Below are 18,041 nucleotides of genomic sequence, written 5' to 3'. Positions count from 1 at the left end.
AAGATTTCGACAGGGAGCGGGCATGAGCCCGGCCCCGTGCGGCACCGAGACCGATAACAGACGATGCGCAATCCCTACGACGTGCTGGGTGTGGCCAAGGGCGCCAGCGAGGCCGACATCAAGAAGGCCTATCGCAAGCTCGCCAAGGCCTACCACCCCGACACCAACAAGAACGATGCCAAGGCCAAGGACCGTTTCTCGGAGGCAAATAGCGCCTACGAGATCCTCGGCGACGCGACCAAGCGCGCCCAGTTCGATCGTGGCGAGATCGACTCCGACGGCAGGCCTCGTGCGCCATCCGGCTTCGATGGGTTCGGCGGCTTCGGTGGCGGCCCGGGCGGCGCCCGCTCCGCGGGCTTCGACTTCGAGAGCGCCGCGCGCAGCCGGGCCGGTGGCGGCGGGATCGGCGAGGATATCTTCTCGCACCTGTTCGGCGACACGTTCCGGGGCGGTGCCGGTGGCGGTCCGGGCGCGAGGGGACCGATGAAGGGCGAAGATCTCGCCGCCGAACTCTCCGTGACCCTCGAACAGGTGGCGAGCGAGGAGAAGCTGCGGATCTCGCTGGGCTCACGCGACGTGGACGTGGTGATCCCCAAGGGAGTCGTGGACGGGCAGACCATCCGCCTGCGCGGGCTCGGCAACCCGGGCGGCCCACGCTCCTCGCCGGGCGACGCCCTCCTGACCATCCGCATCCTGCCGCATCCGCGCTTCACCGTGGAGGGGGCGGATCTGCGCACCTCCGTCGACCTCGCCCTCGAGGATGCGATCCTCGGCGGCCCGATCCGCGTGCCCACCCTCACCGGCGCGGTCGAGATGCGTGTTCCGGCCATGACGAGTTCGGGCCGGACCTTCCGCCTGAAGGGCAAGGGCCTGCCGAAGAAGGATGGCACCCGCGGCGATCTGTTCGCCACCACGGCGATCTCGCTGCCCGCGAGCGAGGACGAGAACCTCATCGCCTATGCCAATGCGCGTCGAGCGGCCCGCACCGGCACTGGACAGGCGTAGGCCCGGACTTCCGTCACCGGCGCACCTCCGCTAAGGATGCCTCGGCGCGAGCGCTTCCCCCCAGGTCCGGACGGGTCCGCTCCGGCGCGCGACGGCCTCTCGCTCAGGTGACCCATGGCGGATACGAACCCGGTACACGATCACGTCGGCGGCCTGCTCGCCGGGAAATGCGGTCTGGTGCTCGGTGTCGCCAACAACCGGTCCATCGCCTGGGGCATCGCCAAGAGCGCCCATGCGCATGGCGCCAAGCTCGCCTTCAGCTACCAGGGTGATGCGCTGAAGAAGCGGGTCGAGCCGCTGGCGCGCGAGCTCGATGCCCATGTGGTGGGGCATTGCGACGTCACCGACGGCGCCTCCATCGATGCCGTCTTCGCGGAAGCCGGCCGTGTCTTCCCGCAGGGGATCGACTTCGTCGTCCATTGCATCGCCTTCTCCGACAAGGACGAGCTGACCGGCCGCTATGTCGAGACCTCGGAGGCGAACTTCACCAAGTCGCTGATGATCTCCTGCTACTCGTTCACCGCGGTGGCCCAGCGGGCCGAGAAGCTGATGCCCAATGGTGGCTCGCTCCTGACCCTGACCTATTACGGCGCCGAGAAGTGGATGCCGCATTACAACGTCATGGGCGTCGCCAAGGCGGCGCTGGAAGCCTCCGTGCGCTATCTCGCGGCCGATCTCGGCCCCTCGAAGATCCGCGTCAACGCTATTTCGGCGGGGCCGATCAAGACGCTCGCCGCCTCCGGCATCGGCGACTTCCGCTACATCCTCAAGTGGAACGAGTACAATGCGCCCCTGCGGCGCACGGTGACGATCGAGGAGGTCGGCGAGACCGCGTCCTATCTCATCTCCGACATGTCGCGCGGCATGACGGGCGAGATCCTCCATGTGGATGCCGGCTACCACGTGGTCGGCATGAAGAACCCGGACGCCCCGGATCTGAGGCTCGACAGCAAGGAGTGAGGCGGACCGCGAGCGCTTCGCGCCGTCCGCCCCGGGCGAGTAGGGCGGAACACCGACCCGGTCCGGGGCCGCTTTCCGCCGAGGCCCCGTCATCGTGAAGACTCGCCCTGACTTCGATGACGCGGCCTCCGCCGGGATCATCACCTCCGACCAGGCACGCGCCCTCGCCGCCTTCTACGCCGCGCAGCCGGGCCGCGGCGCGGCCTTCGATCTCACCCATGTGCTCTGGTATGCCGGCGCCCTGGTGGTCATCGGGGCGATGGGCCTGTTCTCGACCCTCGCCTTCGGGCTGATGGGCGGACCGGCCCTCACCGCCACCGCCCTGATCTACGCCGCCGCCTTCGTCGCCGCCGGGCGGCACCTTCGCATCGCGCACGACCTGCCAGTCCCCGGCGGTCTTCTCATCGCCTGCGCCGTCGCCATGACGCCGCTCGCCGTCTACGGCCTGCAGGAGAGCTGGGGCTGGGGCGAGCAGGGCCGGCCGGGCGCCTATCGCGACGTCTTCGCCTGGATCAAGGGCGGCTGGGTGCCCATGGAAGCGGCGACGCTCCTGAGCTCGGCCATCGCCCTGCGCGCCACGCGCTTCGGTTTCATCACGGTGATCGCGGCGGTGGCCCTATGGTTCCTGTCCATGGATATCGGCCTCTGGGCCACGGGGCCGGATCTCGACTGGGAAACCCGCCGGACGATCTCGCTCTGGTTCGGACTCGGCCTCATCGCCTTCGCCTGGGCGGTGGACCTGTGCCAGAAGCGAACGGATTACGCGTTCTGGCTCCATCTTTCCGGCATCCTCACCTTTTGGGGCGCGGTGACGTGGCAATTCTCCGACAGCGAGGTTGCGAAGGCACTCTACGCCCTGATGAACGTCGCACTCATCGGCCTCGCCATTTTCCTCTCGCGGCGGATCTACGCGGTGTTCGGCGCCATCGGCGTGGCGCTCTATCTCGGCGATCTGGCGAGCCGGGTGTTCAAGGACTCGCTGCTCTTCCCCTTCGCGTTGTCGCTCATCGGTCTAGGCCTGATCGGCCTCGGTATCCTCTACCAGCGCCATGCCGACAGGATCGGCAGGGCGATGATACGGACGCTGCCGGGATCTCTCCGGCGCTGGCGGCCCGACCACGGCGATAGGGCATGACCAGCTGCGCTTGAGAGCCCCCGTCACGCGTCGTCGGCTTCCGCGAACTCTCCCGACAGCTTGAGCCCTTCGATCCAGGTCGCCCCCTCCCGCTTGACCACCCGGCGGGGCGACACGCCGCCCTGCTCCTCGATAGCGTCGGCCAGCCGCTCCGAATGGGTCACCAGCCAGACCTGTGTACGACGCGACGCGGTCACGATCATCCGTGCCAGGGGATCGAGCAGGTCCGGGTGGAGGCTCGTCTCCGGCTCGTTGAGGGCGATGAAGGGCGGGAGCCGGTAGGCGAGGAGGGCTCCGGCGAGGGCGAGGTAGCGAAGCGTCCCGTCCGACAGTTCGGCGGCCTCGAACACGCGCTTGGGGTAGTCGGGAAAGACCATCCCGAAGCTCGCCTCGCGGCCGGGCGACGGGATGACGAGGCGCGCGCCGGGGAAGGCATCGGCCACCGCCCCGTCGAGATCGACGGTGTCCTCGCGGATGTGCCGGAGGGTGGCGAAGACGGCGGCGAGGTCGGATCCGTCCGACGACAGGGTCGGCGTGGTGACGGCGAGGCAGGGCCGGCGCAGGGCCGAGGCCGCGTCGGTGCGGAAATCGTGGTGGAAGCGCCAATCCAGCAGCGCATGCCGGACGAGATGCAGTTCGGGAAACGCGACTGCGTCCTGAAGTGCCGCGAGCGCGGTTTCGGTGGCGAGGAGACTCGAGCCGAGCGAGCGCTTGCGGCCGTCATCGCCGCGCACGAAGCCGGAAGGCCCGTCACGCTCGAGCATGACCGCCGGCCGCCGGCCCGACAGGACGGTGAGCCGCTCCCGCTTGATCTGCGGTTCGAGCCGGAAGGCCGCTCCCCTGGGGCCGTCCTCCGACTGGGGCACCAGACCGACCTCGATCTCGTATCCGTAGGCGACGGAAGCCGCCTCGTCGCCGAGCTCGACGGACCATCCCACCCGCACCGGCCCCTTGCCGCTGCGTGGTCCGGCCCAGACGACCGAGTCCATCCCGCCTTCCGCCGCGAGATCACGCACCAGCGTGCCGGCGGCGGCGGCCTGCAGGCGTTCGAGCGCCCGGTAGAGGTTGGTCTTGCCGACACCGTTGCCACCGATGAACACGGAGAGAGCTTCCACCGGGAAGCCGATACGCCTGAGGGACCGATACCCGGTGGAGGAGATGTTACGGACGGTGAGCATGGGGCCGCCTTCGCCGAAGATGCGGGGCCAGTCGAAGCGCATGCGGCCATCGCGAGCAAGCGCTCGGGAGGGTCAGGCGGTGCTTGCATCTCCCTGCAGCCGGGGTTTCCAATCTTCCACCTGCCCCTTGTCGAGGCGTCGTGCGGCAAGGGTTCGCCAGGACGTCGACAGGGACGGCAGGGCGGCGATCTCAGCCAGCGCCGCCCGATCGAGCCGGTCGACATAGAAGACCCGGAGCAGCCGCGACAGCGGCCAGTCCGGGTGCGCCCGTTCCACCAGTGCGAGATCGTCTCCCGCCCCGACCGTGCCAGTCTCGATGATGCGGTAATACCAGCCGGTCCGCCCGGTCTTCTGCACGCGCACGGCCATGTCGGTCACGCCAAACCGGGCGTTCAGCTTCCAGCACGGCTGACGGGCTTGGCTCACCTGGAGCAGGGCGGTACCGGCGCGCCAGAGGTCACCGACGCAGATGTCGGCCTCGGTGAGTCCGTGGGTCGAGAGATTCTCGCCGAATGCACCCGGCCGCTCGACCAGGGCTGGCGCTCCGGGAAGGTCGGCTCGCCAGGCCGGAGCGTGATCGAGCGGATAGTGATGGACGGCCTTCTCCGGCCCGCCATGGTTACGACGATCCGCCTGCTCATCGCCGTCCAGCCCCTCGAACCCCATCCGTACAGGGCCGGCAGAGGCCGACTTATCGATGCCACTGGGCTTCCCGGTCGAAGCCAGAGGCGCGACCCGCCCCACCAGCACGGCATCGATCGTCACACGCATGGTCGGCCCCTACCGAAGTCACCTACGACAAACCATGAGACAACTTGTTGTCTCATGAGGCCCTCGTTGTCCCGCGGTCTTCGATTTGTCAACGGCGCATCGCGTTGCCGCCCCGGTGAAAGCCGGTCATGTGGGGGCATGTCCGTCGCACAACGCATCCGGGCGCTTCGACGCCGCAGCCATCTCACCCTCGATGCCCTCGCCGCCCGCGTCGGGGTCCACAAGGGCCACCTGTCGCGCATCGAGCGCGGTCAGAAGGCTCCATCCCTGGCCACGTTGGAGGCCATCGCGATGGGGCTCGGGGCGAGCATGTCCGAACTGTTCGGGGAGAAGGCCGCCGCAGACGACGTGATCGTCGCGCGCGCCGGGGCCAGGATCACGACCCGTGACGCCGGTTATGCGGTTCACGCTCTGCTGCCGGCCGAAGTGGGACGGGCCGCCGCCCTGTACATGGTCGAACCGGGCGAGACGTTCCTCACCGAGGATCGTCCTACCCATGGCGGCCAGGAGATCGCTTATGTCCTGGCAGGGGAGGTCGAACTTGTCGTGGCGGACCGCAGCGTCATCCTCGGTATCGGCGACTGCGCCACCTACGATGGCGGCCTGCCGCACCGCCTCCGCCGCCTCGGCAGCGCACCGGCATCGGTGCTGGTGATCATCACCGGATGAGGCCATGCAGCGGCATCGTCCCCCTCAATCCGGCACCGTCAGCTCGGCGATGCCCGGCTGAGCGTCCGGATAGCGCGGGTCCATCGCCTCCAGGGTGTTGGCGATGGTGCGGGCGACGAGGAGGTTGCGGTACCATTTGCGGTTGGCCGGCACCACGCGCCAGGGCGCGTGCGGGGTGGAGCAACGGCTCAGGGCATCCGTGAAGGCGCTCTGATAGGCGTCCCAGGATTGGCGCTCGACGAGGTCGGCCGCATCGAATTTCCAATGCTTCTCGGGGTCGGCGATCCGTGCCTCCAGGCGCTCCTTCTGCTCGTCCTTCGAAATATGCAGGAAGAACTTCAGCACGGTGACGCCCGACAGGGTCAGCATCCGCTCGAAATCGTTGATGAGGTCGTAGCGCGGCCGCCATACGTCCTCCGGCTCCAGGGATTTCACCCGCACCACGAGCACGTCTTCGTAATGGCTACGGTTGAATACGCCGATCATCCCGCGCCCCGGCACCTTGGCGTGGTAGCGCCAGAGGAAGTCGTGATCGCGCTCCTCTGCGCTCGGAACCTTGAACGACCACACCCGGCACCCTTGCGGGTTCACCCCCTCGAAGACCGAGCGGATGGTGCCGTCCTTGCCGCCGGTATCGATAGCCTGAAGCACCACGAGGAGGCTGCGCCGATGTTCGGCATAGAGCCGCTCCTGCAGTGCCTGGATGCGGCCATGCTCGACGAGGAGCGCCTGTTTGGAAGCCTCCTTGTCGAGCCCGCCATCGGCATCGGCGTCGATCGCGGCCAGATCCAATGCTTCGCCCGGCTGAACCGTGACGATGCCCGCCGCGGCGCAGGAGGCGATGGAGGCCGTGTCGATCGGGCTCGCGCGGTCGGGATACCGCATCGCCGAACGAGCCCAGGCCGCGGAGGAGGGCGGCTTGTCCGATTCGGGCCGGCGGGCCGGCGGCTTGGGTTTATGTCGACCCATGTCGTCCGATTGGCCCGAATGCCGCTTGCCGCGCTTCTTCGACATGATCACAACTCACCTTATACGATATTCAATCGATGCAGCGGGCACCGCATGGGCGAGCCGCCTCTCCGGGAAGGCGACCCGCCGATGCCCGTAACGCGTGGAGCAACCTTGAGCGCGACAACGATCCGCGGCCTTGGCCGTTCCGGGGCAGCGCGGCACGCCGCCATGGCCGGCCGGCGCGCATGACGGTGTATTTCATCCGGCACGGCCAGACCGACTGGAACGCGGCCGGCCGACTCCAGGGCCAGCGCGACGTGCCCCTGAATGCCACGGGCCTGGGCCAGGCGGAAAGCGTGGCCGAGCGGCTGAAAGCCGTAGCGGGCGACAGCCTCAGCGAGGCCCGGTTCGTCGCGAGCCCGCTCCAGCGCACACGGCAGACGATGGAAGTCCTCCGGGCCCGCCTCGACCTCGCACCGCAGGACTACGCCGTCGATGCTCGGCTGAAGGAAATCAACTTCGGCACCTGGGAAGGCTCGACCTGGGCCGAGATCCGTCGGCGTGACAGCGGCAGCGCCCTGGCGCGGGACCGCGACCGTTGGGGCTACCGCCCGCCCGGCGAGCATGGCGAAAGCTATGCCATGCTGGTGGAACGGGTGAGACCGGCGATCGCCGAGTTGCAGCGGCCGGCGGTCATCGTCGCTCATGGCGGCGTCGCCCGCGCGATTCTGGTGATCCTGGGCTATGCCAGCATCCGCGAAGCACCCCGGATGGCGATCCGCCAGGGCAGCGTCCTCGTCCTGGACCGGGCCCGCTGGCACTGGGCCTGACGTGCTTTCTCCGTGAAGACCAGTTCTAGGCGGCTCGGCAAACGTGCTAGAGGGCGCGACCACATCGGGGCGCCGCGTTTTCGGCACGATCCGGGCGCCTAACCCGGTCAAAAGGACGGCCTCGCAGCGGCGGGGCCGGCAGCGGAGCATCGGATGAGCAGTCTCGCCGAGACGACCCGGCCTCGGGCGGAGTCGTTTGTGGACAAGGCCGAATGGGGCGAGACCGGGTCGCATAGCGGCGGCGGAGCGCCGGAGCGGAAGGCCGTACTACGCGGGGAGAGCCGCCCGGACCTCATCCGGGACGAGGTTCTGGGAGAAGTCTTTTCCGACAGCGCCCGCCTGCGCCCGGACCATCCCGCCATCATCGACGGCGCGAGCCGGGACGCGGCCGGCCGTCATCCCGCCTTCTCCTATGCCGAGGTCGAGACTCGCGCCATCGCCATCGCCCGCGGCCTCGCGCATCGCGGAATCGGCCCCGGCGACGTCGTCGGACTCTGGATGGCGCGGGGACCCGACCTGCTGATCAGCCAGATCGGGATCACGATGTCGGGAGCGGCCTGGCTGCCCTTCGACGCCGAGGCACCGGCCGACCGCGTCGCCGTCTGCCTCGACGATGCGGAGGCGAAGCTGCTCCTGGTCTCGCCCGCCCTCGCGCCCCAGGCGCCGGCGGCCAAGCCGGCCCTGACCCCGGAGGCACTTCTCGCCGAAGTGCCGGCGGATGCGCCCCGTCCCGACCCGCGCGGCGCCGGCCTGACCCCCGCGCATCCCGCCTACCTGATCTACACGTCCGGCTCGACCGGGGTGCCGAAAGGCATCGTCATCAGCCACGCCAACATCTGCCACTTCCTGCGCTCGGGGAACGCGCTCTACGGGATGCGGCCCGACGATGTGGTGTTCCAGGGCGCCTCGGTGGCGTTCGATCTCTCCATGGAGGAGATCTGGGTTCCCTATCTGGTCGGCGCGACGCTGTTCGTCGCCAGCCCGGCCATGATGGGCGATGTCGAGGCGCTGCCCGACATCCTGACGCAGAACCGCGTCACCGTGCTCGACACGGTGCCGACGCTGCTCGCCATGCTGTCACAGACGCTGCCGAGCGTCCGCCTCGTGCTGCTGGGCGGCGAGGCCCTGCCGGAGCCCCTGGTCGCCCGCTGGGCCACGGGATCGCGGAAGCTGTTCAACACCTATGGGCCGACCGAAGCCACGGTGGTGGCCACCGCCGCCGAGATGCGGCCGGGCGAGCCCGTCACGATCGGCGGCCCGATCCCGAACTATTCCGTCTACGTCGCAAGCGAGAGCCTGGACCTGCTCGGCCCCGGCCAGCAGGGAGAACTCCTCATCGGCGGCCCGGGCGTGGCGGCGGGCTATCTCCAGCGGCCCGAGCTGACGGCGGAGAAATTCGTCGCGAACCCGTTCCCCTCCGACGGGACCGACCCGGTACTCTACCGGTCGGGCGATGCGGTCTCCCTCGATGCGCAGGGGCGGATCGTCTTCCACGGTCGCATCGACGACCAGGTCAAGATCCGCGGATTCCGGGTGGAGCTCGGCGAGATCGAATCCCGCATCCAGGCGCAGGCCGGCATCAACCAGGCGGCGGTGGTCCTGCGCCAGGACGATGGCGTCGACCGCCTCGTCGCCTTCCTGATCCCCGAGCGGGGAACGGAATTCGACAAGGCCGCCCTGCGCCACACCCTCGCCGAACAGATGCCGCCCTACATGGTGCCGGGGCATTTCGAGGTGGTGGAGGTGCTGCCGCGCCTGACCTCGGGCAAGGTCGATCGCAAGGCTTTGCGCATCGCGACCCTCACCGTCGCCGACCTGTCGGGCGAGCAGGAGCTGCCCGACAACGAGACCGAAGCGGCGATGCTGGCCGCCGCCAAACAGGTTTTCGGCAACCAGCCGATTCCGTTCGAGGCCGATTTCTTCACCGATCTCGGCGGCCACTCGCTACTCGCGGCCCGGTTCGTCGGCGCCGTGCGCGAGGCGCCCGCCCTCGCGGCCATCACCCTGCAGGACGTCTATACCCGGCGCACCCTCCGGGCCATGTCGGAGGCGCTGATCGAGCGCACCGGCGGCGTCGGCACCCAGATGGCCGTACGCGACCTCGGATTCGTGGCGCCGCCGCTCCTGCGCCGCATCCTCTGCGGGACCGCGCAGGCCATCGCCCTGCCATTCGTCATCGCGCTCGCCACGTCGCAATGGCTCGGAATCTTTGTCACCTACCTGCTGCTCACAGGCGGCTCGCTCGGCTTCTTCGGCGAGATCGCTGTGCTGCTGCTGGTTTATATCGGCATCAACGCCGTCACCGCCTGCATCGCGATCAGCGCCAAATGGCTGATCCTCGGGCGGACCAAGCCCGGCCGCTACCCGCTCTGGGGCGTCTATTATTACCGCTGGTGGCTGACGCAGCGGCTGACCCCGCTCGTCCACGTGAAATGGCTCCAGGGTTCGCCCGCCATCGCCATCTACCTGCGCCTCCTCGGGGCGAAGATCGGTGCCGATGCCCTCATCTCCGATATCGAGGTCGGCGCACCCGACCTGCTCAGCGTCGGGGAAGGGGCCTCCCTCGGTGGCCGCCTCGTCATCGCCAATGCCGAAGTGGTGGGCGACGAACTCATCATCGGCACCGTCAGCATCGGCGCCGATGTGGCCATCGGCACGTCCTGCGTCATCGGCCCGGACACGACGATCGGCGATTTTGCCGAGATCGCCGATCTCACCACGATCCCCACCGGCACGGTGGTGGAACGCGCCGAGCAATGGGACGGCTCACCCGGCCGCAAGGTCGGCATGGCCGACCCTTCCGCGCTGCCCGAGGCCGCCCGGGCCTCACCCCGCCGGCGCGCCGGCTTCCTCGCCGTCTACGCCTTCCTGCTCGCCGCCATCCCGGCCGTCGGGCTGCTGCCGATCTTCCCGGCCTTCTACATCTTCGACCAGCTCAGCGATTCACTCAGCGACATCACCGATATCGACTACCACTGGTATCTGCCGCTGCTGACCTGGCCCACCGCCATGCTGATGACGGCGGGCACGGTGCTGCTCATCGCCGGCATCCGCTGGCTGGTGCTGCCGCGGGTCTCGTCCGGCACCTACTCGGTGCATAGTGGATTCTACCTGCGCAAATGGGCCGTGGCGCTCGCCGCCGAGGTGACGCTGGAGACACTCTCCTCACTCTTCGCCACCGTCTACATGCGGGCCTGGTACCGGCTGATGGGCGCGCGGATGGGGCAGGGGGCGGAGATCTCCACCAACCTCGCCGGACGCTACGATCTGGCGGATGTCGGCGCGCGCAACTTCATCGCCGACGAGGTCGTGTTCGGTGAGGAGGAAATCCGCCGGGGCTGGATGCACATGCATCCCGTGAGCACCGGGGCCCGCGTCTTCGTCGGCAACGACGCGGTGGTGCCACCGGGCGCCGTGATCCCCGACGACATGCTGGTGGGCATCAAGTCGAAGCCGCCCGCCAACGACCTGATGGCGCCGGGGGATACCTGGTTCGGCTCGCCGCCCATCAAACTCCCCTCGCGCCAGAAGGTCGATCTCGGCTCCAACGCGCAGACCTACGAGCCCGGCATCGGGCCGAAGCTCCGGCGCGGCATCTTCGAGGCCTTCTCCACCTCGTTCTCGCCGATGCTGTTCATCACCCTCGCGATCTCGGCCATCGACTTCTACTTCTACCCCGCCATCCTGGCCCAGGACTGGACCGGTCTCGCCGTCAGCTTCGTCGCCGTCAGCGTCGCCATCGCCTTCATCCAGTCCTTCACGGTGATCGGGGTGAAATGGCTGCTCATGGGGGCCTACCAGCCCGGCATGCAGCCGATGTGGTCATGGTGGGCCATGCGCACCGAGGCGGTGGCCGTGCTGTACTGGGGCTTGGCCGGCAAGGTTCTGCTGGAGCACCTGGTCGGCACGCCGTTCCTGCCCTGGATGCTGCGCCTGTTCGGCGCGAAGATCGGCCGTGGCGTCTGCATGCTCACCACCGACATCACCGAGTTCGACTGCGTCACCATCGGCGACTATTCGGTGATCAACCGGACCTCGGCCCTGCAGACGCATCTCTACGAGGACCGGATCATGAAGGTCGGCCGCGTGGTGGTGGGCAAGGGCGTTTCGGTAGGGGCCTTCTCGACGGTCCTCTACGACACCAAGGTCGGCGATTACGCCCGCCTGCGCCCGCTCACCATCGTGATGAAGGGCGAATCGATCCCGGGCCATTCGGAATGGGAAGGCGCGCCGGCAGTGCCGGTGATTCACGCAAAGACGTGAAAGCCGGCGGCTGACGTACAAACGGCGACGCTCCCGTCAGGAGCGTCGCCGTTTGTTGACCTAGCCGATGGCCGGTTCCGCTGCGTTAGGGCCATTTCTTCCCAAGGCACTGCGCGACCTTTGCGGTTCCATTTCCGACCCGGCTGACACAATCACGTAGTTGAGCTTCCGTGACGCCAAACCGCTTCGTCCAGTAGCGGACTTCCCAAGCCTCGGTCAGACTGATCTTGCTCGGATCCTCGGGTCCACGGCGTTCAAGGTCATCGTTCATGGTGCTTCCTCAGGTTGTACACTGAGGAGGTATTCAAATTTTATCCAACTTCAAGTGGCAATTCGATCAGCCTACCTGCTCTTTCGGGCCGAGCCTCTTGTCGAGATAGGTGTCGACCGTCTGGGTCAGCTCGTCGACCTTGCCGTCGAAGAAGTGGTTGGCGCCCTCGACCACCTGATGCTCGATGATGACGCCCTTCTGCACCTTCACCTTCTCGATGACCGGCATCACCTCGCGGGCCGGAGCCACGCGGTCCTCGGAGCCGTGCACGAACAGTCCGGAAGACGGGCAGGGGGCCAGGAAGGTGAAGTCGTAGCGGTTCGCCATGGCCGCGATCGAGATGAAGCCCTCGATTTCGGGGCGGCGCATGAGAAGCTGCATGCCGATCCACGAGCCGAACGAGACGCCGGCGATCCAGCAGGCCCGCGCCTCGGGATTGACCGACTGCACCCAGTCGAGCGCCGAGGCCGCATCGGACAATTCACCCGTGCCATGGTCGAAGTTGCCCTGGCTGCGGCCGACGCCGCGGAAATTGAAGCGGAGCGCCGCGAAGCCGCGATTGGCGAAGGTATAGAAAAGATTGTACACGATCTGATTGTTCATCGTCCCCCCAAACTGGGGATGCGGATGCAGCACGATCGCGATCGGCGCGCCCTTCTTCTTGGGTGCCTGGTAGCGCCCCTCGAGACGGCCGGCGGGTCCGGTGAAGATGACTTCGGGCATGGTCTTTCCAAAACTCCTGGCGCCGCTCGCTGAAAGCAACCCATCCTGTCGGCCAACGCGCCTTGACTCGGAGCGCCGCACTCTTAAAAACGCTCTTAGAATAATTCTAGGTGATTAGAATAATTCTAAACTGACTCGTTTCCAGAGACTTGGGATCGGTCGCCCCTCGAGGCTCGGCGCTTGGCGAAGACGTGTGGTGCCGGGGCCTTAGCATGATGACGGGGGGCAAAAGCAAGGAAATGTGGGTTCGGGCCTTGACCAACGCATGACTATTTCGCGCGCCTATCTCGATCACAACGCGACATCTCCGGTTCGTCCGGAGGTGGCGGTAGCGGTCGCGCGCGCGCTGGAACTGCCCGGCAACCCCTCGTCGATCCATCACGAGGGCCGTGCCGCCAAGGCTGCGTTGGAGGCCGCGCGCGACCAGGTCGCCGCCCTGATCGGCGCTGGCCAGGGCCGCGTCATCTTCACCAGCGGCGGCACCGAGGCGGCGAATGCAGTCCTGTCGGGCGCTCTGATCGGGACCGGAGCCGCAGCGCCGACACGACTCCTGATGAGCGCCATCGAGCATGCCTGCGTCGGGGCGGGCCACCGCTTCGCGCCTGGATCGGTGGAGATCGTACCGGTTCACCCCTCCGGCCTGATCGACCTGGCCGCACTGAAGCAGGCCCTGGAGCGAGCACGCGACGAATCGGTGCTGGTCTCCGTCCATGCGGCCAACAACGAGACCGGCGTGGTCCAGCCCCTCGCCGAGATCGTCGCCCTGGCCAAAGCGCATGGCCGTGCCCTCGTCCATAGCGACGCAGTGCAGGCGGTGGGGAAGATCCCTCTCGATTTTGCGGGGCTCGGCCTCGATGCCCTCACCCTGTCCGGGCACAAATTCGCCGCGCCGAAGGGCACCGGCGCGATCGTGCTCGCCGAAGGCGTCGCGCTGGATCGGGCTTTCATCCGGGGCGGCGGCCAGGAATCGCGCCAGCGCTGCGGAACCGAGAACCTGCCGGGTCTCGTCGGCCTCGGCGAAGCGGCGCGGATCGCTCGGGTGCGTCTGGCCGGCATCGATGCCGACCTCCGGGACGGGACGGAAGCCGCCCTTCGTCGCATCGCCCCGGATGCCGTCGTCTTCGGGAGCGGCGCGCCAAGGCTCTCCAATACCCTGTGCTTCGCCGTGCCGGGACTCGATGCGGCAACGGCGCTGATGGCGCTGGATCTCGCCGGAATCGCCCTCTCGTCCGGATCGGCTTGCTCATCGGGCAAGGTCGGCCGCTCGACCGTTCTGGCCGCCATGGGCGTGAGCCCCGCGTTGGCTGCGGGGGCGCTCCGCGTCAGTTTCGGCTGGAACAGCGCGGAAAGCGACCGCTCACGCTTCCTCACGGCCTTCGAACGGCTGGTGGGGACCCTATATCAACGGCGAGGGCAGGCGGCCTGAAGCGCCGCCCATCCCAAGCCATCCTCTCGCGAAAACCCCCGGCCCTTGACGCCGGTGTAGGTCAGGAGACGTGCAATGCCTGCAGTGCAGGAAACCATCGACCGGGTCCGCTCGATCGACCTCGACCAGTACAAGTACGGGTTCGAGACCACGATCGAGATGGAGAAGTCCGCCAAGGGCATCTCCGAGGACGTGATCCGCTTCATCTCGGCCAAGAAGGACGAGCCCGAATGGATGCTGGCCTGGCGCCTCGACGCCTACAAGCGCTGGCAGACCATGCAGGAGCCCGACTGGGCGCGAGTCTCCTATGACAAGGTCGATTACAAGGACATCTACTACTACGCGGCGCCCAAGCGCCCGGCGGCGATGTCTCTCGACGAGATCGACCCCGAAATCCTGAAGACCTACGAGAAGCTCGGCATTCCCCTGCGCGAGGTCGAGGTGCTGGAGGGCATCGCCCCCGAGCGCCGGGTCGCCGTCGACGCGGTGTTCGACTCGGTCTCGGTGGCCACCACCTTCAAGGCCGAATTGTCGAAGGCCGGCGTGATCTTCATGCCGATCTCGGAAGCCATCCGCGAATACCCGGACCTCGTGCGGAAGTATCTCGGCTCGGTCGTGCCCGTGACCGACAACTTCTTCGCGACCCTGAACTCCGCCGTGTTCTCCGACGGCTCGTTCGTCTACATCCCGCCGGGCGTGCGCTGCCCGATGGAGCTCTCGACCTATTTCCGCATCAACGAGCGCGACACAGGCCAGTTCGAGCGCACGCTGATCATCGCCGACAAGGGCTCATACGTCTCGTATCTCGAGGGCTGCACCGCCCCGAAGCGCGACGACAATCAGCTTCACGCCGCCGTGGTCGAACTCGTCGCTCTCGATGACGCCGAGATCAAGTACTCGACGGTCCAGAACTGGTATCCGGGCGACAACGAGGGCAAGGGCGGCATCTACAACTTCGTCACCAAGCGTGGCGATTGCCGGGGTGCCAATTCGAAGATCTCGTGGACCCAGGTCGAGACCGGCTCGGCGATCACCTGGAAGTACCCGTCCTGCATCCTGCGTGGCGACAATTCCCGTGGCGAGTTCTACTCGATCGCGGTGTCGAACGGCATGCAGCAGGTCGATTCCGGCACCAAGATGATCCATCTCGGCAAGAACACGACGAGCCGGATCATCTCGAAGGGTATCTCGGCGGGCCGTTCGCAGAACACCTATCGGGGCCTCGTCTCGGCGCACCGGAAGGCGACGGGCGCACGCAACTTCACCAATTGCGACTCGCTCCTCATCGGCGACCAATGTGGCGCGCACACCGTGCCGTATATCGAGTCGAAGAACTCTTCCGCGCAGTTCGAGCACGAGGCCACCACCTCGAAGATCTCGGAAGACCAGATGTTCTACTGCCAGCAGCGCGGCCTTTCCAACGAGGAGGCGACCGCGCTCATCGTCAACGGCTTCGTCCGCGACGTGCTGCAGCAGCTGCCGATGGAGTTCGCCGTGGAGGCCCAGAAGCTGATCTCGATCAGCCTCGAAGGCTCGGTGGGGTAGGGCGGTTTTTCCCTTCTCCCCTCTGCGGGAGAAGGTGGCCCGCGAAGCGGGCCGGATGAGGGGTGCGCGCGACCCGGAGGGGTCGCCCCCTCTTGCGGGACTTCGTACCGATCCGCCCGCTCCGTAGGCACGCTCCTCTCCACGGATGGGGAAGGGTCGCTCCGCGTTTCAAGTTTTAGAACGGACTTTGCTGCAATGATCGAAATCAAGAACCTGACCGTCGCCATCGAGGACAAGCAGATCCTCAACGGTCTCAACCTCACCGTGAAGGACGGCGAAGTCGCCGCCATCATGGGCCCCAACGGCTCGGGCAAGTCGACCCTGTCCTACGTCATCGCCGGCAAGGAGGATTATGAGGTCCTCGACGGCGAGATCCTGCTCGACGGCGTGAACATCCTCGAGATGAGCCCCGACGAGCGCGCCGCCTCCGGTGTGTTCCTGGCCTTCCAGTACCCGCTGGAAATCCCGGGCGTCGGCACCATGACCTTCCTCAAGGCGACGCTGAACGCCCAGCGCCGGGCGCGCGGCGAGGGCGAACTCTCCACCCCCGACTTCATCCGCAAGGTGAATGCTGCTGCCGAGAAGCTCGAGATCAACAAGGAGATGCTCAAGCGCGCCCTCAACGTCGGCTTCTCCGGCGGCGAGAAGAAGCGCATGGAGATCCTGCAGATGGCCCTGCTGGAGCCGAAATTCTGCGTGCTCGACGAGACCGATTCCGGCCTCGACATCGACGCCCTTCGCATCGTCTCCGGCGGCGTGAACGCGCTGCGCGCACAAGGCCGCTCGTTCCTCGTCATCACCCACTACCAGCGCCTGCTCGACTACATCGTGCCGGACGTGGTCCACGTGATGTCGCAGGGCCAGATCGTGAAGTCGGGCGACAAGGACCTCGCCAAGGCGCTCGAGGCTTCCGGCTACGCCGAGTACCGCACGGGCGAGGCCGCCTGATCATGGCCGACATCACCCCGCTCCGCACGGCGGCCGAGACCGCCCTGTCGAAACTCTTCGAAGCCACGAAGATGAAATACCCCACGGGCGTGTCCATCGCCCGCGAGGAGGCCTTCCGCTATTTCGAGGCGGTGGGCCTGCCGACCCGCCGGGTCGAGGCGTTCAAATACACCGATCTGCGCTCGGCGTTTCGCGATGCCGCTCACCCGGCCGAGATGCCCTCATCCGACACCGCCAAGGCGGCGGTCGAAGAGGCGAAGGGCTTTGCCGGGATCGAGGCCGTGCGCCTCACCTTCGTGAACGGCCACCTGATCGCCGACCAGTCGGATCTCGGCCGCATCCCGGCCGGCATCACCGTGACTCCGCTCAACGAGGCGCTGACCGTCGGGAACGCGCTTCTGGAGAAACTGACGCCCGTTCGTCAGGCCTCTGAGAACCCGATCTACCAGCTCAACACCGCCTTCCTGGCGGATGGCGCGTTGATCAGCGTGGAGGCCGGCGCCAAGGTCGAGACGCCGCTGCACCTGCGCTTCATTGGCACCGGCACGGAAGCCTACTCGACCGCCACCCGCGTGCTCGTGACGCTGGGCGAGGGCGCGGAAGCGCTCGTGCTGGAGAGCCATGAGGGGCCGGACGGTATCTCCTACCAGCCCAACGATGCCATGGACGTGGTGGTGGCCGATGACGCCACCTTCCGGCATGCGCGCCTGAACGCGGAGGGCCGCGACGCCGTGGCCTTGTCGACGCTATCCGTGAAGCTCGGGGCCGAGGCCGCGGTGGAAACCGTGAACGTCGTGGTGGGCGCGGTGCTCTCCCGGCATCAGGTCTACCTGAACTTCGCCGGGGCCGATGCCCGCGCGGTGGTGAACGGCGCGGCCATGCTCAACGGCAAGCAACTCGCGGACACCACCTTCCTGGCCGACCATGCCGCCACCGGCGGCGTCAGCCGCGAGCTGTTCAAGACCGTGGTGGATGGCGAGGCCACGGGCGTGTTCCAAGGCAAGATCATCGTCCAGCAGGCGGCCCAGCAGACCGACGGCAAGATGATGTCGGCCTGTCTCATCCTGTCCGACGAGGGCCAGATGATGAACAAGCCCGAGCTCGAGATCTTCGCCGACGACGTCGCCTGCGGTCACGGTGCCACCTGCGGCGCGCTCGATGAAGATCTGCTGTTCTACCTGATGCAGCGCGGGCTGCCGAAGGCCCAGGCCGAGAGCCTGCTGGTCCAGGCCTTCCTGGGAGCCGCCATCGAGTCGGTCAGCCACGAGGGCGCGCGCGAAGCTCTGGTCGGAACCGTCGAGGCGTGGCTCGCGGCGCGCGGCTGATCGCATTCCGACAGGCCCCTTCCCCCTCGCATCGGGGGGAA

The 18,041-nt window shown here is 67.4% G+C and carries 15 protein-coding genes; 10 read left to right on the top strand and 5 right to left on the bottom strand.

Going from position 1 to position 18,041, the window contains the following annotated elements; translation table 11 throughout:
* Positions 1-63: 63 nt before the first annotated feature.
* The 3 genes from IPV08_RS12010 to IPV08_RS12000 all read left to right on the top strand — a co-directional run bounded on the left by IPV08_RS12010 (position 64) and on the right by IPV08_RS12000 (position 3,100).
* Positions 64-1,005, top strand: a complete 942-nt coding sequence (locus IPV08_RS12010; RefSeq protein WP_056423910.1) for a DnaJ C-terminal domain-containing protein — start codon at positions 64-66, stop codon at positions 1,003-1,005.
* A 114-nt stretch (positions 1,006-1,119) separates the two neighbouring features.
* Positions 1,120-1,965, top strand: coding sequence for an enoyl-ACP reductase FabI (gene fabI, locus IPV08_RS12005; RefSeq protein WP_018043432.1), 846 nt, complete (start codon positions 1,120-1,122; stop codon positions 1,963-1,965).
* Between the two features lie 94 nt (positions 1,966-2,059).
* Positions 2,060-3,100, top strand: a complete 1,041-nt coding sequence (locus IPV08_RS12000; RefSeq protein ID WP_207412054.1) for a hypothetical protein — start codon at positions 2,060-2,062, stop codon at positions 3,098-3,100.
* 23 nt (positions 3,101-3,123) lie between these two features.
* Here the strand turns inward: IPV08_RS12000 and IPV08_RS11995 are convergent, their stop codons facing one another.
* A complete protein-coding gene (locus IPV08_RS11995; RefSeq protein ID WP_207412067.1) occupies positions 3,124-4,278 on the bottom strand; it encodes an AAA family ATPase in 1,155 nt (384 codons plus the stop codon).
* A 72-nt stretch (positions 4,279-4,350) separates the two neighbouring features.
* A complete protein-coding gene (locus IPV08_RS11990; protein ID WP_207412053.1) occupies positions 4,351-5,049 on the bottom strand; it encodes an MOSC domain-containing protein in 699 nt (232 codons plus the stop codon).
* 138 nt (positions 5,050-5,187) lie between these two features.
* Here IPV08_RS11990 and IPV08_RS11985 point away from each other — a divergent pair, with 138 nt between their 5' ends.
* The gene (locus IPV08_RS11985) at positions 5,188-5,718 is read left to right on the top strand and encodes an XRE family transcriptional regulator (RefSeq protein ID WP_207412052.1); all 531 of its coding nucleotides are present in this window, start codon (positions 5,188-5,190) and stop codon (positions 5,716-5,718) included.
* 24 nt (positions 5,719-5,742) lie between these two features.
* On the opposite strand, the gene IPV08_RS11980 is transcribed toward IPV08_RS11985, so the two are convergent.
* Positions 5,743-6,732, bottom strand: coding sequence for a polyphosphate kinase 2 family protein (locus tag IPV08_RS11980; RefSeq protein WP_207412051.1), 990 nt, complete (start codon positions 6,730-6,732; stop codon positions 5,743-5,745).
* A gap of 182 nt (positions 6,733-6,914) precedes the next feature.
* Here IPV08_RS11980 and IPV08_RS11975 point away from each other — a divergent pair, with 182 nt between their 5' ends.
* Together IPV08_RS11975 and IPV08_RS11970 are read left to right on the top strand one after the other, a co-directional pair.
* Positions 6,915-7,499: a histidine phosphatase family protein gene (locus IPV08_RS11975; protein ID WP_207412050.1), complete on the top strand. Its 585-nt coding sequence runs from the start codon at positions 6,915-6,917 to the stop codon at positions 7,497-7,499.
* Positions 7,500-7,652: 153 nt separating this feature from the next.
* Positions 7,653-11,762: a Pls/PosA family non-ribosomal peptide synthetase gene (locus tag IPV08_RS11970; RefSeq protein WP_210348397.1), complete on the top strand. Its 4,110-nt coding sequence runs from the start codon at positions 7,653-7,655 to the stop codon at positions 11,760-11,762.
* 85 nt (positions 11,763-11,847) lie between these two features.
* On the opposite strand, the gene IPV08_RS11965 is transcribed toward IPV08_RS11970, so the two are convergent.
* The gene (locus IPV08_RS11965; RefSeq protein ID WP_207412049.1) at positions 11,848-12,033 is read right to left on the bottom strand and encodes a DUF3606 domain-containing protein; all 186 of its coding nucleotides are present in this window, start codon (positions 12,031-12,033) and stop codon (positions 11,848-11,850) included.
* A gap of 66 nt (positions 12,034-12,099) precedes the next feature.
* Positions 12,100-12,756, bottom strand: a complete 657-nt coding sequence (locus tag IPV08_RS11960; protein WP_056423924.1) for an alpha/beta hydrolase — start codon at positions 12,754-12,756, stop codon at positions 12,100-12,102.
* Between the two features lie 265 nt (positions 12,757-13,021).
* On the opposite strand from IPV08_RS11960, the gene IPV08_RS11955 reads away from it, so the two are divergent.
* The 4 genes from IPV08_RS11955 to sufD all read left to right on the top strand — a co-directional run bounded on the left by IPV08_RS11955 (position 13,022) and on the right by sufD (position 18,000).
* Positions 13,022-14,182, top strand: a complete 1,161-nt coding sequence (locus IPV08_RS11955; protein WP_207412048.1) for a cysteine desulfurase family protein — start codon at positions 13,022-13,024, stop codon at positions 14,180-14,182.
* 75 nt (positions 14,183-14,257) lie between these two features.
* Positions 14,258-15,727, top strand: coding sequence for a Fe-S cluster assembly protein SufB (gene sufB / locus IPV08_RS11950; protein WP_056423928.1), 1,470 nt, complete (start codon positions 14,258-14,260; stop codon positions 15,725-15,727).
* 195 nt (positions 15,728-15,922) lie between these two features.
* Positions 15,923-16,675, top strand: a complete 753-nt coding sequence (sufC, locus tag IPV08_RS11945; protein ID WP_207412047.1) for a Fe-S cluster assembly ATPase SufC — start codon at positions 15,923-15,925, stop codon at positions 16,673-16,675.
* 2 nt (positions 16,676-16,677) lie between these two features.
* Positions 16,678-18,000, top strand: coding sequence for a Fe-S cluster assembly protein SufD (gene sufD / locus IPV08_RS11940; RefSeq protein WP_207412046.1), 1,323 nt, complete (start codon positions 16,678-16,680; stop codon positions 17,998-18,000).
* The last annotated feature ends 41 nt before the right edge of the window (positions 18,001-18,041 follow it).

This window comes from Methylobacterium sp. SD274 (genome assembly GCF_017355285.1).
Taxonomy (GTDB): Bacteria; Pseudomonadota; Alphaproteobacteria; order Rhizobiales; family Beijerinckiaceae; genus Methylobacterium.
This window is presented reverse-complemented; position numbering and strand designations above follow the sequence as displayed.